Annotated in this window: 17 protein-coding genes; 16 read left to right on the top strand and 1 reads right to left on the bottom strand. The window is 66.6% G+C overall.

The features are described 5' to 3' along the window. Positions 1-33 precede the first annotated feature (33 nt). From exsC to pscL, 16 genes are all read left to right on the top strand, one after another. Positions 34-471: a type III secretion system regulatory chaperone ExsC gene (gene exsC / locus HMPREF2581_RS13410; protein ID WP_003109505.1), complete on the top strand. Its 438-nt coding sequence runs from the start codon at positions 34-36 to the stop codon at positions 469-471. A gap of 8 nt (positions 472-479) precedes the next feature. Beyond that, positions 480-725, top strand: coding sequence for a T3SS regulon translocated regulator ExsE (gene exsE / locus HMPREF2581_RS13415; RefSeq protein ID WP_003109506.1), 246 nt, complete (start codon positions 480-482; stop codon positions 723-725). Positions 726-733: 8 nt separating this feature from the next. Further along, entirely contained in the window at positions 734-1,147 is a 414-nt protein-coding gene (exsB, locus tag HMPREF2581_RS13420; RefSeq protein WP_003117721.1) for a YscW family type III secretion system pilotin ExsB, read from the top strand. A gap of 297 nt (positions 1,148-1,444) precedes the next feature. Further along, the gene (gene exsA / locus HMPREF2581_RS13425) at positions 1,445-2,281 is read left to right on the top strand and encodes a T3SS regulon transcriptional activator ExsA (RefSeq protein WP_003120334.1); all 837 of its coding nucleotides are present in this window, start codon (positions 1,445-1,447) and stop codon (positions 2,279-2,281) included. A gap of 97 nt (positions 2,282-2,378) precedes the next feature. Next, positions 2,379-3,209, top strand: coding sequence for a T3SS regulon anti-activator ExsD (gene exsD, locus HMPREF2581_RS13430; protein ID WP_003109509.1), 831 nt, complete (start codon positions 2,379-2,381; stop codon positions 3,207-3,209). Positions 3,210-3,242: 33 nt separating this feature from the next. Then, positions 3,243-3,665, top strand: coding sequence for a YscB family type III secretion system chaperone PscB (gene pscB / locus HMPREF2581_RS13435; protein WP_003109510.1), 423 nt, complete (start codon positions 3,243-3,245; stop codon positions 3,663-3,665). Further along, a complete protein-coding gene (gene pscC, locus HMPREF2581_RS13440; RefSeq protein ID WP_003140040.1) occupies positions 3,665-5,467 on the top strand; it encodes a SctC family type III secretion system outer membrane ring subunit PscC in 1,803 nt (600 codons plus the stop codon). Before pscB ends, pscC begins: the two co-directional genes overlap by 1 nt. 1 nt (position 5,468) lies before the next feature. Further along, on the top strand, positions 5,469-6,767 hold the full coding sequence (pscD, locus tag HMPREF2581_RS13445) for a SctD family type III secretion system inner membrane ring subunit PscD (RefSeq protein ID WP_003132859.1): 1,299 nt from the start codon (positions 5,469-5,471) through the stop codon (positions 6,765-6,767). Then, positions 6,730-6,933 (top strand): YscE family type III secretion system co-chaperone PscE, encoded by a 204-nt coding sequence (gene pscE, locus HMPREF2581_RS13450; protein WP_003100751.1) that lies wholly within the window; start codon positions 6,730-6,732, stop codon positions 6,931-6,933. The genes pscD and pscE overlap by 38 nt, the downstream gene beginning before the upstream one ends. Positions 6,934-6,935: 2 nt before the next feature. Then, entirely contained in the window at positions 6,936-7,193 is a 258-nt protein-coding gene (pscF, locus tag HMPREF2581_RS13455; RefSeq protein ID WP_003087729.1) for a type III secretion system needle filament protein PscF, read from the top strand. Between the two features lie 2 nt (positions 7,194-7,195). Then, positions 7,196-7,543, top strand: coding sequence for a YscG family type III secretion system chaperone PscG (pscG, locus tag HMPREF2581_RS13460; RefSeq protein ID WP_003140037.1), 348 nt, complete (start codon positions 7,196-7,198; stop codon positions 7,541-7,543). Next, entirely contained in the window at positions 7,540-7,971 is a 432-nt protein-coding gene (gene pscH, locus HMPREF2581_RS13465; RefSeq protein WP_003100725.1) for a YopR family T3SS polymerization control protein PscH, read from the top strand. The genes pscG and pscH overlap by 4 nt, the downstream gene beginning before the upstream one ends. Then, entirely contained in the window at positions 7,971-8,309 is a 339-nt protein-coding gene (gene pscI / locus HMPREF2581_RS13470) for a SctI family type III secretion system inner rod subunit PscI (protein ID WP_003120330.1), read from the top strand. The genes pscH and pscI overlap by 1 nt, the downstream gene beginning before the upstream one ends. Next, a complete protein-coding gene (pscJ, locus tag HMPREF2581_RS13475; RefSeq protein WP_003120329.1) occupies positions 8,306-9,052 on the top strand; it encodes a SctJ family type III secretion inner membrane ring lipoprotein Psc in 747 nt (248 codons plus the stop codon). Before pscI ends, pscJ begins: the two co-directional genes overlap by 4 nt. A gap of 8 nt (positions 9,053-9,060) precedes the next feature. After that, positions 9,061-9,681, top strand: a complete 621-nt coding sequence (gene pscK / locus HMPREF2581_RS13480; protein WP_003087734.1) for a SctK family type III secretion system sorting platform protein PscK — start codon at positions 9,061-9,063, stop codon at positions 9,679-9,681. Beyond that, the gene (gene pscL / locus HMPREF2581_RS13485; protein WP_003087735.1) at positions 9,660-10,304 is read left to right on the top strand and encodes a SctL family type III secretion system stator protein PscL; all 645 of its coding nucleotides are present in this window, start codon (positions 9,660-9,662) and stop codon (positions 10,302-10,304) included. Before pscK ends, pscL begins: the two co-directional genes overlap by 22 nt. 102 nt (positions 10,305-10,406) lie before the next feature. Here pscL and bglX read toward each other — a convergent pair whose 3' ends face one another. Next, complete coding sequence (bglX, locus tag HMPREF2581_RS13490; RefSeq protein WP_003087736.1) at positions 10,407-12,701, bottom strand: beta-glucosidase BglX; 2,295 nt, start codon at positions 12,699-12,701, stop codon at positions 10,407-10,409. Between the last annotated feature and the right edge of the window lie 137 nt (positions 12,702-12,838).

Below are 12,838 nucleotides of genomic sequence, written 5' to 3' on the forward strand. Positions count from 1 at the left end.
GCTAGCATGCGCTGAGCTTTAGGAGGCGCCCCCATGGATTTAACGAGCAAGGTCAACCGACTGCTTGCCGAGTTCGCAGGCCGTATCGGTTTGCCTTCCCTGTCCCTCGACGAAGAGGGCATGGCGAGCCTGCTGTTCGACGAACAGGTGGGCGTCACCCTGTTGCTGCTCGCCGAGCGCGAGCGTCTGTTGCTGGAGGCCGATGTGGCGGGCATCGATGTGCTGGGCGAGGGGATCTTTCGCCAGCTCGCCAGCTTCAACCGCCATTGGCACCGTTTCGATCTGCATTTCGGCTTCGACGAGCTGACCGGCAAGGTCCAGTTGTATGCGCAGATTCTCGCAGCGCAACTGACCCTCGAATGCTTCGAGGCGACCCTGGCCAACCTGCTCGACCACGCCGAGTTCTGGCAACGCCTGCTGCCGTGCGGCAGCGATCGCGAGGCGGTCGCTGCGGTCGGCATGAGGGTTTGAGCGGTTCCATGAAAATCGAATCGATTCCGCCGGTGCAGCCGTCCCAAGACGCAGGAGCCGAGGCGGTGGGGCATTTCGAGGGGCGTTCGGTGACCCGCGCGGCCGTTCGCGGCGACGACCGTTCCAGCGTGGCCGGGCTGGCGCGCTGGCTGGCGCGCAACGTGGCTGGCGATCCGCGCAGCGAGCAGGCCTTGCAGCGCCTCGCCGACGGCGACGGCACGCCGCTGGAGGCGCGCACGGTCCGGCGCAGGTGAGGTGCTGGATGCTGTTGCCGCTGGCGTTGCTGCTCGGCGGTTGCGTCAGCCAGCCCGCGCCGATGTCGCCGAAGGTGACGGTGGGCGGTTCGGTGGGCGGCGTTTCCCTGCAGGCGCGCCAGGCGCAACTCAGGCTGCGCCTGTATGCCGTCGTTCAGGGAGGGATGCAAACGATTGCCGAGCGGCGCTACCGGGTGTCCGGGTTGCCGTTGCGCTATGCGTTCGATCTGGAGGTCGACAGGTTGGAGGGCGAGGCATTGTACCTACGCACCGAGCTTTCCTGGGTGGGCGTCGCGGCGGTCCAGGCGAGCGCCTGGCAGCGGGTGGCGGCGGGCGTCGATGAGCGGGTCCGGCTGGTTCGGCGCGACTGTTTTCCGAATTGTACGACCGCTCGCCCGGAAGAAAGATCTGGCAACGATTGATACATTGCCTGCTGTTTCGGAAAGTGCGTATGGAGATTAAAGAAGTGCAAGTCTCGTTCGTTGTCAGGGAAGGCCTCGAATAATAAAACTGGTACTTTTGTTCCGCTTCTAAAGAAGGCTGGATTAATTGGCGGAAGCCGACTCGCTCTGCGAATCAGCGCACGTCGGATAATCCTGATTATTATAAAATCGACTCCGTGCTCATGGCTTTGAAAATCAATAAAACGGAGCGTATTCATGCCTCTCCGCTAGGCGGGGCATTCAAGGTACGACGGGAAGTGTTGGGGTTCTTATAATATGCAAGGAGCCAAATCTCTTGGCCGAAAGCAGATAACGTCTTGTCATTGGAACATTCCAACTTTCGAATACAGGGTAAACAAGGAAGAGGGCGTATATGTTCTGCTCGAGGGCGAACTGACCGTCCAGGACATCGATTCCACTTTTTGCCTGGCGCCTGGCGAGTTGCTTTTCGTCCGCCGCGGAAGCTATGTCGTAAGTACCAAGGGAAAGGACAGCCGAATACTCTGGATTCCATTATCTGCCCAGTTTCTACAAGGCTTCGTCCAGCGCTTCGGCGCGCTGTTGAGCGAAGTCGAGCGTTGCGACGAGCCCGTGCCGGGCATCATCGCGTTCGCTGCCACGCCTCTGTTGGCCGGTTGCGTCAAGGGGTTGAAGGAATTGCTTGTGCATGAGCATCCGCCGATGCTCGCCTGCCTGAAGATCGAGGAGTTGCTGATGCTCTTCGCGTTCAGTCCGCAGGGGCCGCTGCTGATGTCGGTCCTGCGGCAACTGAGCAACCGGCATGTCGAGCGTCTGCAGCTATTCATGGAGAAGCACTACCTCAACGAGTGGAAGCTGTCCGACTTCTCCCGCGAGTTCGGCATGGGGCTGACCACCTTCAAGGAGCTGTTCGGCAGTGTCTACGGGGTTTCGCCGCGCGCCTGGATCAGCGAGCGGAGAATCCTCTATGCCCATCAGTTGCTGCTCAACAGCGACATGAGCATCGTCGACATCGCCATGGAGGCGGGCTTTTCCAGTCAGTCCTATTTCACCCAGAGCTATCGCCGCCGTTTCGGCTGCACACCGAGCCGCTCGCGGCAGGGGAAGGACGAATGCCGGGCTAAAAATAACTGACGTTTTTTGAAAGCCCGGTAGCGGCTGCATGAGTAGAATCGGCCCAAATTGCAGGCTCTGACGAGCGCGCAATGTAGTGAGGAAGCCAAGGCAGAGAATGGAGCAGGAAGACGATAAGCAGTACTCCCGAGAAGCGGTGTTCGCCGGCAGGCGGGTATCCGTGGTGGGCTCGGACGCCCGCTCGCGGGGTCGGGTGCCGGGTTACGCATCGAGCAGTTTGTATCGTGAGTCCGGAATCATCAGTGCGCGGCAACTGGCGTTGCTGCAGCGGATGCTGCCGCGCCTGCGGCTGGAGCAACTGTTCCGCTGCGAATGGTTGCAGCAGCGCCTGGCGCGCGGCCTGGCACTGGGGCGCGAAGAGGTGCGGCAGATTCTCCTCTGCGCGGCGCAGGACGACGACGGCTGGTGCGCCGAACTGGGCGATCGGGTCAACCTCGCCGTGCCGCAGTCGATGATCGATTGGGTCCTGCTGCCGGTCTATGGCTGGTGGGAAAGCCTGCTCGACCAGGCGATCCCCGGCTGGCGCCTGTCGCTGGTGGAGCTGGAGACCCAGTCCCGGCAACTGCGAATCAAGTCCGAATTCTGGTCCCGCGTGGCCGAGCTGGAGCCGGAGCAGGCCCGCGAGGAACTGGCCAGGGTCGCCAAGTGCCAGGCGCGCACCCAGGAACAGGTGGCCGAACTGGCCGGCAAGCTGGAGACGGCTTCGGCATTGGCGAAGAGCGCCTGGCCGAACTGGCAGCGGGGAATGGCGACGCTGCTCGCCAGCGGCGGGCTGGCCGGCTTCGAGCCGATCCCCGAGGTCCTCGAATGCCTCTGGCAACCTCTCTGCCGGCTGGACGACGACGTCGGCGCGGCGGACGCCGTCCAGGCCTGGCTGCACGAACGCAACCTGTGCCAGGCACAGGATCACTTCTACTGGCAGAGCTGAGCGGCCGGCGAAAGCCGGCCCTACCGAGGAATCATGGATCATCTGTTGAGCGGATTGGCCACTCGCCTGGGCCAAGGGCCCTTTGTTGCCGATCGGACGGGTTCGTACCACCTGCGCATCGACGGACAGAGCGTCCTGTTGCTGCGCCAGGGCGACGACCTGCTGCTGGAAAGCCCGCTGGAGCACGCCCCCCTGGACCCGCAGCGCGACCAGCAGGGGTTGCTGCGGGCGCTGTTGTCGCGGGTCGCCAGTTGGAGCCGGCGCTATCCCCAGGCCATCGTCCTGGACGCGGACGGGCGCCTGCTGTTGCAGGCGCGGCTGGGCCTCGACGGCCTCGATCCCGAGCGACTCGAACGGGCCCTGGCCGCCCAGGTGGGGCTGCTCGAGGCGCTGGCGCCGGAGCTGGAGCCGCTGCCCCGCGGGTTGCCGCCGCAGGTTCCGGTGTGGCGTCCCTGATGCGCCGCCTGCTGATCGGCGGACTGCTGGCGCTGCTGCCTGGCGCGGTCTTGCGCGCGCAGCCGCTGGACTGGCCCAGCCTGCCTTACGACTATGTGGCGCAGGGCGAAAGCCTGCGCGACGTGCTGGCCAACTTCGGCGCCAACTACGATGCCTCGGTGATCGTCAGCGACAAGGTCAACGACCAGGTCAGCGGTCGCTTCGACCTGGAAAGCCCGCAGGCCTTCCTGCAGTTGATGGCCTCCCTCTACAACCTCGGCTGGTACTACGACGGCACCGTGCTGTACGTATTCAAGACCACCGAGATGCAGTCGCGGCTGGTGAGGCTGGAGCAGGTCGGCGAGGCCGAGCTGAAGCGCGCGCTGACCGCCGCCGGCATCTGGGAACCGCGCTTCGGCTGGCGTGCCGACCCTTCCGGGCGGCTGGTGCACGTGTCCGGTCCGGGGCGCTATCTCGAACTGGTCGAGCAGACCGCCCAGGTGCTGGAGCAGCAATACACCCTGCGCAGCGAAAAGACCGGCGACCTCAGCGTGGAGATCTTCCCGCTGCGCTATGCGGTCGCCGAGGACCGCAAGATCGAGTACCGCGACGACGAGATCGAGGCGCCGGGCATCGCCAGCATCCTCTCGCGGGTGCTCAGCGATGCCAACGTGGTTGCGGTGGGCGACGAGCCGGGCAAGCTGCGCCCGGGACCGCAATCGAGCCATGCGGTGGTCCAGGCGGAACCGTCGCTGAACGCGGTGGTGGTGCGCGACCACAAGGACCGGTTGCCCATGTATCGCCGCCTGATCGAAGCCCTCGACCGGCCCTCGGCGCGGATCGAGGTCGGCTTGTCGATCATCGACATCAATGCCGAGAACCTCGCCCAGCTGGGCGTCGACTGGAGCGCCGGGATTCGCCTGGGCAACAACAAGTCGATCCAGATCCGCACCACCGGCCAGGATAGCGAGGAGGGCGGCGGCGCCGGTAACGGCGCGGTCGGCAGCCTGGTGGACAGTCGCGGGCTGGATTTCCTGCTGGCCAAGGTCACCCTGTTGCAGAGCCAGGGGCAGGCGCAGATCGGATCCCGGCCGACCCTGCTGACCCAGGAGAATACCCAGGCGGTGCTCGACCAGAGCGAAACCTACTATGTGCGGGTCACGGGCGAGCGGGTGGCCGAGCTGAAGGCGATCACCTACGGCACCATGCTGAAAATGACGCCGCGAGTGGTGACTCTCGGCGATACGCCGGAGATCAGCCTCAGCCTGCACATCGAGGACGGCAGCCAGAAACCCAACAGCGCCGGCCTGGACAAGATCCCCACGATCAACCGCACGGTGATCGATACCATCGCCCGCGTGGGCCATGGCCAGAGCCTGCTGATCGGCGGCATCTACCGCGACGAACTGAGCCAGAGCCAGCGCAAGGTACCCTGGCTCGGCGACATTCCCTATCTCGGCGCGCTGTTCCGCACTACCGCGGACACCGTGCGCCGCTCGGTGCGGCTGTTCCTCATCGAGCCGCGGCTGATCGACGATGGCGTCGGCCATTACCTGGCGCTGAACAACCGTCGCGACCTGCGCGGTGGCCTGCTTGAAGTCGACGAGTTGTCGAACCAGAGCCTGTCGTTGCGCAAGCTGCTCGGTAGCGCCCGTTGCCAGGCGCTGGCGCCGGCCAGGGCCGAACAGGAGCGCTTGCGCCAGGCCGGCCAGGGTTCGTTCCTCACGCCCTGCCGGATGGGTGCGCAGGAGGGCTGGCGGGTGACCGACAGCGCCTGTCCCAAGGACGGCGCCTGGTGCGTCGGCGCGGAGCGCGGGAATTAGCATGGCCTGGAAGATCCGCTTCTACAGCGGGCTGAACCAGGGCGCCGAAGTCTCGCTCGGAGAGGGCCGGGTGGCGCTTGGCAGCGATCCGTTGCAGGCCGACCTGGTGTTGCTCGACGAGGGCATCGCGGCAGTCCACCTGGTGCTCGAGGTCGATGCCCAGGGCGTGCGCCTGCTGGAGTGGGCGGAGGGCTGCGAGCCTCGCCAGGACGGCCAGGCGCAAGTCGCCGGAGCGATCCTGCAGGCGCTTGCCGGGCAGACCTGCGGCCCGCTGCGCTGGGCATTCTGCGACCCGCAGCGGAGTTTTCCCGAGCGTTTCCCCGAAGTCGAGGCGCAGACCGCGCCAGTGCGCCGCAAGCCGTCCGCCCGTGCCGGCGGGGCCTGGCTGCTCGGCATCAGCCTGGCGCTGGCCCTGTGCCTGCTGGGCATGCTCGTCGAACCCTGGTCGGCCCGCCAGCACGGCATGGCCGGCGAGGAGCCCCTGGCGAGGGTGCGCGCCTACCTGCGCGAGCAGGGCATGAGCGAGGTGGATGTGCAGCGCCAGGGCGACAGTCTCCTGCTCGGCGGCTACCTGGAGGACAACGCCCGGCGCCTGGCGCTGCAGCGCTACCTCGATGGCAGCGGCGTGGACTACCGACTGGAAGCACGGAGCATGGAAGACATTCGCCAGGGCGTGGATTTCATCCTGCAGAAATTCGGCTATCGGCAGATCCTCAGCAGCAACGCGGACAAGCCTGGCTGGGTCCGGCTCAACGGCGAACTGGCGGAACAGGACGAACGCTGGGCGCGGATCGACGCATTGCTGGAGTCCGAGGTGCCGGGCCTGCTCGGGGTGGAAAACCAGGTCCGGGTGGCCGGCTCGCACCTGCGCCGCCTCGAACGCCTGCTGGCGGACGCCGGCCTCGACCGGCAACTGAGTTTCCGCGAGCGCGGCGAGCGCATCGAGTTGAGCGGTACGCTCGACGAGGTCCAGCTCAGCGCCTTCTACCGCCTGCAGCGCGAGTTCCAGCAGGAGTTCGGCAACCGCCCGAGCCTGGAGCTGCTCAGTCGCGGCAAGCGCGCCAGCGGCGACGAACTGGAGTTCACGGTGCGCTCGGTGTCGCTGGGGCGGGTGCCCTATGTAGTGCTCGGCGACGGCCAGAAATACCCGGTGGGCGCCTCGACATCCCGTGGTGTGCGAATCCTCGCCATCGAGCCGGAGTCGATCCTGGTGGCCCGCGGCAAGCAGCGTTTCATCATCAATCTCAAAGGGGAGGTGCTCCATGATGACAGCCTTGGAAACGCGACTGTCGGTCGCTGACGGCACGCATGCCGCAGCGCTCCGGCAGCGTCTGCAGGCGGCGCTGGCGGAGTGTCGCCGGGAACTGGCCAGAGGCGCCGGCCCGGAGCGCTTTCAATTCCTGCAACAGCAGGCCCGGGCCCTCGAAGGCGGTCTCGGCATTCTTTCGCAGCTCACAGAGGACTAAGCATGGCGCAGATATTCAACCCCAACCCGGGGAATACCCTCGATACCGTGGCCAATGCCCTGAAGGAGCAGGCCAACGCAGCGAACAAGGACGTCAACGACGCGATCAAGGCCTTGCAGGGGACCGACAATGCCGACAACCCGGCGCTGCTGGCCGAGCTGCAACACAAGATCAACAAGTGGTCGGTCATCTACAACATCAACTCGACGGTGACCCGGGCGCTGCGCGACCTGATGCAAGGCATCCTGCAGAAGATCTGAACATGGACACTCCACTGATACGCGAATTGGCGGAACTGGCGCTGGCCGGCAGCGGGCAGCACTGCCACGAAGAGGCGCTGTGCATCGCCGAGTGGCTGGAGCGCCTCGGACAGGACGAAGCGGCACGGCTGATCCGGATTTCCAGCCTGGCCAACCAGGGGCGCTATCAGGAGGCCCTGGTCTTCGCCCATGGCAATCCCTGGCCGGCGCTGGAGCCCTGGTTCGCCTTGTGCGAGTGGCACCTGGGGCTGGGCGCCGCGCTGGACCGCAGGCTGGCCGGGCTGGGCGGCAGCAGCGATCCTGCCCTGGCCGACTTCGCCGCCGGCATGCGCGCCCAGGTGCGGACATGAGCCGCATCGACACGCCGCCGGGATTCGCCGTCTATCCGTCGGCCAGTCCAAAGGCGGCGAACCTGCCGGCTGTCGATCAGGTGCTGGCTTTCGAGCAGGCCCTCGGCGGCGAGCCGCCGGCGGCCGGACGCCGCCTGGCCGGGTTGGAGAACGGCGCTCTCGGCGAGCGCCTGCTGCAGCGCTTTGCCCAGCCGCTGCAAGGGTTGGAGGCGGACCGCCTGGAGCTGAAGGCGATGCTCCGTGCGGAACTGCCGCTGGGGCGCCAGCAGCAAACCTTTCTCCTCCAGTTGCTCGGTGCAGTCGAGCATGCGCCGGGCGGCGAATACCTGGCGCAACTGGCGCGTCGCGAATTGCAGGTGCTGATCCCGCTCAACGGCATGCTCGACAACCTCGTGCGCAACAGCCACAAACTCGACCTGGAGTCATGATGGATATCTCTCGGATGGGCGCCCAGGCGCAGATCACCAGTCTCGAAGAACTCTCCGGCGGCCCGGCCGGCGCGGCCCACGTCGCCGAGTTCGAACGGGCGATGGGCGGTGCCGGCAGCCTGGGCGGCGACCTGCTCAGCGAACTGGGGCAGATCAGGGAGCGTTTCAGCCAGGCCAAGCAGGAGTTGCAGGTGGAGCTGTCGACGCCCGGCGACGATCCCAACAGCCTGATGCAGATGCAGTGGTCGCTGATGCGCATCACCATGCAGGAAGAGCTGATCGCCAAGACCGTCGGGCGCATGAGCCAGAACGTCGAAACCCTGATGAAGACCCAATGAGGCGAACGGTGAAAGGTCTGTCGCGCATGGCGCTCCTGGCGCTGGTCCTGGCGTTGGGCGGGTGCAAGGTCGAACTCTATACCGGGATCAGCCAGAAGGAAGGCAACGAGATGCTGGCGCTGTTGCGTTCGGAGGGCGTTTCCGCGGACAAGCAGGCGGACAAGGATGGCACCGTGCGCCTGCTGGTGGAGGAGTCGGATATCGCCGAGGCGGTGGAGGTGCTCAAGCGCAAGGGCTATCCGCGGGAGAACTTCTCCACGCTGAAGGATGTGTTTCCCAAGGACGGGCTGATTTCCTCGCCCATCGAAGAGCGCGCGCGGCTCAACTACGCCAAGGCCCAGGAGATTTCCCATACCCTTTCCGAGATCGATGGCGTGCTGGTGGCGCGGGTCCATGTGGTGCTGCCCGAGGAGCGCGACGGACTGGGCAGGAAGTCCTCGCCGGCATCGGCCTCGGTGTTCATCAAGCACGCCGCCGACGTGCAACTGGATGCCTACGTGCCGCAGATCAAGCAACTGGTGAACAACGGCATCGAAGGACTCAGCTACGACCGCATCAGCGTGGTGCTGGTGCCGTCGGCCGGGGTCCGCCAGGTCCCGCTGGCGCCACGCTTCGAGAGTGTCTTCTCGATCCAGGTGGCGGAGCACTCGCGCGGACGCCTGCTCGGTCTGTTCGGCCTGCTGCTGGCGTTGCTGCTGGCGAGCAACCTGGCGCAGTTCTTCTGGCACCGGCAACGGGGCTGAGCGGCGCGATGCCATTGACGGCCTACCAGTTGCGCTTCTGCCCGGCCCGCTACATCCACGAGTCGCACCTGCCCGCGGTATTGCTGCGGTTGCTGCCGGCGCTGCCGGACTGGCGGCGACAGAGCGTTCTCAACGCCTGGCTGCTGGAGCAACTGGAATTGGACTGCGCGTTCCGCATGCCCGCGCAACTGGGCGGGCTGGCCCTTTACCCGCAGGCGGCGCTGGAACGGACCCTGGGCTGGCTCGGTGCGCTGCTGCACGGCCAGGCCTTGCGGCAGGTGCTGGACGGTGCGCGGGTACGGCGCATCCGCGCGCAGATCGGCGAACAGGGCCAGCGTTTCTGCCTGGAGCAGCTCGACCTGCTCATCGGTCGCTGGCCGCCCGGCTGGCAGCGGGCCTTGCCGGAAAACCCGGAAGACGGCTATTTCCGGCGCTGCGGCCTGGCTTTCTGGCTGGCCGCCTGTAGCGATGCCGACTGCGGTTTCTCGCGGCGCCTGCGCCTGCGCCTGGAGGCCATGCCGGCCCCGGCGGACTGGACTTTCGACGAACAACGGCGATCCCTGGCGCGGACCCTGTGCCTGAAGGTCGCCCGACAAGCGAGCGATGAATGCTTCCATTTGTTGAACTAGACGCCAGTCGCGTACGGCTGGCCCCCGGGCAGGCCCTGTTGCGCGCCCGCGACTACCAGGACTACCTCAGCGCCAACCGCCTGGTGGAAGCGGCACGCGAGCGTGCCGCCGAAATCGAGCGCGAGGCCCACGAGGTTTACCAGGAGCAGAAGCGCCTGGGCTGGGAGGCCGGACTGGAGGAGGCGCGTCTGCGCCAGGCCGGGCTGATCCAGGAAACGCTACTGCGCTGCAATCGCTACTACCGGCAGGTCGATCGCCAGCTTGGCGAAGTGGTGCTGCAGGCGGTGCGCAAGGTGTTGCGCCACTACGACGCTGTCGAGCTGACCCTGGCGGCCACGCGCGAGGCACTGGCATTGGTGAGCAACCAGAAGCAGGTGATCCTGCACGTCCAGCCGGAACAGCTGGTCGCGGTGCGCGAGCAGGTCGCCCGGGTGCTCAAGGATTTCCCCGAGGTGGGCTACCTGGAAGTGGTCGGCGATGCCCGGCTGGACCAGGGCGGTTGCATCCTGGAAACCGAGATCGGGATCATCGACGCATCGCTCGACAGCCAGTTGGCGGCGTTGCAGGCCGCATTGACGGAGGGCGTGGCGCGGAGCGGCGAGGAGGAAGGGGACGCCGGTTGAGGGAACCAGGCGCCGCCCCCGGCCCGGGCGTTGGTTCCGGGCCGAGGGCTGAGGCGCTGCCGTTCGCCCGCGGCGGCGACGCTGGCGGTGCGGTCGGCGCCTTCAGAGCAGGGTGAAGCTGCGGCTTTCGGTTTGCGCCGAGTCCAGGCCGACGAAGACCTTGAACTCGCCTGGCTCGGCCGTGTGCCTGAGCTGGCTGTCGTAGAACTTCAGGTCCGCCTCGCCGAGGCGGAAGACGATCTCCCGCGATTCGCCGGGCTCCAGCATCACCTTGCGGAACCCGCGCAGTTCCTTCACTGGACGGCTGAGGCTGGCCACCGGGTCCTGCAGATAAAGCTGGACCACCGTGGCGCCGGCGCGCTTGCCGCTGTTGCTGAGCGTGACCCGCGCTTCCAGGGTGTCGCCGCGGGCCAGCCGTTCGCTGGACAGGCGCAGGGGCGAGAGACTGAACTCGGTGTAGCTGAGGCCGTAGCCGAACGGGTAGAGCGGGCCGTTGGCTTCGTCGAAATAGCGCGAGGTGTATTTGCCGGGGTTGTCGTGGTCCATCGGCCGGCCGGTGTTCAGGTGGTTGTAGTAGACCGGTACCTGGCCCACCGAGCGCGGGAAGGACATGGTCAGCTTGCCGCTGGGGTTGTGCTCGCCGAACAGCACGTCGGCGATGGCGTTGCCGCCTTCGGTGCCACTGAACCAGGTTTCCAGGATCGCGTCGGCGTTTTCCTGCTCCCAGCCCAGCGACAGCGGTCGGCCGTTCATCAGCACCAGCACCAGCGGCTTGCCGGTGGCCTTCAGTGCCTTCAGCAGCCGCCGCTGGCTGGCCGGGATGCGCAGGTCGGTGCGACTGGAGGCCTCGTGGGCCATGCCCTGCGATTCGCCGACCACGGCGACCACCAGGTCGGCGTCGCGCGCGGTGCGCAAGGCCTCCTCGAGCATCGCCTCGGCGGAGCGCGGATCGACCTCGACTTCCGGGTTGTAGCTGTTCAGGTAGTCGAGGATCGCCTGGTCGCCACTGACGTTGGCACCCTTGGCGTAGAGCAGGGTGGCACGCTCGCCGACAGCATTGGCCAGGCCCTGGTAGACGGTTACCGCCTGGCGTGGCACGCCGGCTGCCGACCAACTGCCGATGACGTCGCGCTGGCTCTTGGCCAGGGGGCCGATCACCGCGATCCGCCCCTGTTTCTTCAGCGGCAGCAGACCGTCGCGGTTCTTCAGCAGGACCAGTCCTTCGCGAGCCACCTCGCGGGCGGCCTGGCGGTGCAGGCGGCTCTCGGCGTTGGTGTCGAACGGCGGGTCGTCCGGCTTGCCCAGGCGCCGGTAGGGATCGGCGAACAGGCCGAGGTCGTACTTCGCCGCCAGCACGTCGCGGCAGGCACGATCGATGTCGGCCTGGTCGATCTCGCCGGCCGCCAGCAGCTTCGGCAGCCAGGTCGAGTAGAGATCGTCGTTCATGTTCATGTCGACACCGGCCTGGATCGCCAGGCGCGTGGCGTCCCGCTCGTTGCCGGCGAGGCCGTGCTTGATCAGTTCCTTCACCGCGCCATGGTCGCTGATGGTCAGCCCCTTGAAGCCCCACTGCTGGCGCAGCAGGTCGGTCAGCAGCCAGCGGTTGGCGGTGGCGGGCACGCCGTTGATGGTGTTCAGCGAGACCATCACCGCGCCGGCGCCGGCGTCCACCGCGGCCTTGTAGGGCGGCAGGTAGTCCTGGAACATGCGCGGCAGGCTCATGTCCACGGTGTTGTAGTCGCGGCCGCCTTCGGCCGCGCCGTACAGGGCGAAGTGCTTGACCGCCGCCATGATGCTGTCCGGGGCGGCCAGGTTGGAGCCCTGGTAGGCACGGACCATCACGCCGGACAGCAGCGAGGTCAGGTAGGTATCTTCGCCGAAGCCTTCCGAGACCCGCCCCCAGCGCGCGTCGCGGGTGATGTCGACCATCGGCGAGAAGCTCATGTCGAGCCCGTCGGCGCTGGCTTCGAGGGCGGAGATCCGCGCGCTGCGGGCGACCACCTCGGGGTCCCAGCTGGCGGCGAGGCCGAGGCTGATGGGGAAGATGGTGCGGTGGCCGTGGGCCACGTCGTAGGCATGGAACAGCGGGATCTTCAGGCGGCTATGGCGGACCTGATCCTGCATGGCGCGAATGTCCGGGCGGGTCACGGTATTGAAGATGGCGCCGACCTTGCCGGCGCGGATGTCCGCCATCAGCGCTTCCTTGGGATGGTCGGCGCCGACGCTGACCAGGCGTAGCTGGCCGATCTTTTCCGCGTTGCTCATGCGAGCCATCAGGCTGGCGATGAAACGCTCCTTGTCGGTAGCCGGTGGATTGCCGGATTCGCCCTGGCCAGCCGCCAGTGCCGGGCTCCCGCTCAGCCCGATGAGAAGCCCCAGTACACACAGCCTGTTCATGCATGTTTTCTCGTTATTGGATAGACGCTCGTCGTGGCGGCGTGACATGTCGCGGCATGCCGCCCGGCGGGCGCGACATAAGGTGTTCGCAGCGCGGGCGGAAGTCAACGAGACGGCGATGGGCGAATCTGCCGGTT

Source organism: Pseudomonas sp. HMSC057H01 (assembly GCF_001836405.1).
Taxonomy (GTDB): domain Bacteria; phylum Pseudomonadota; class Gammaproteobacteria; order Pseudomonadales; family Pseudomonadaceae; genus Pseudomonas; species Pseudomonas aeruginosa.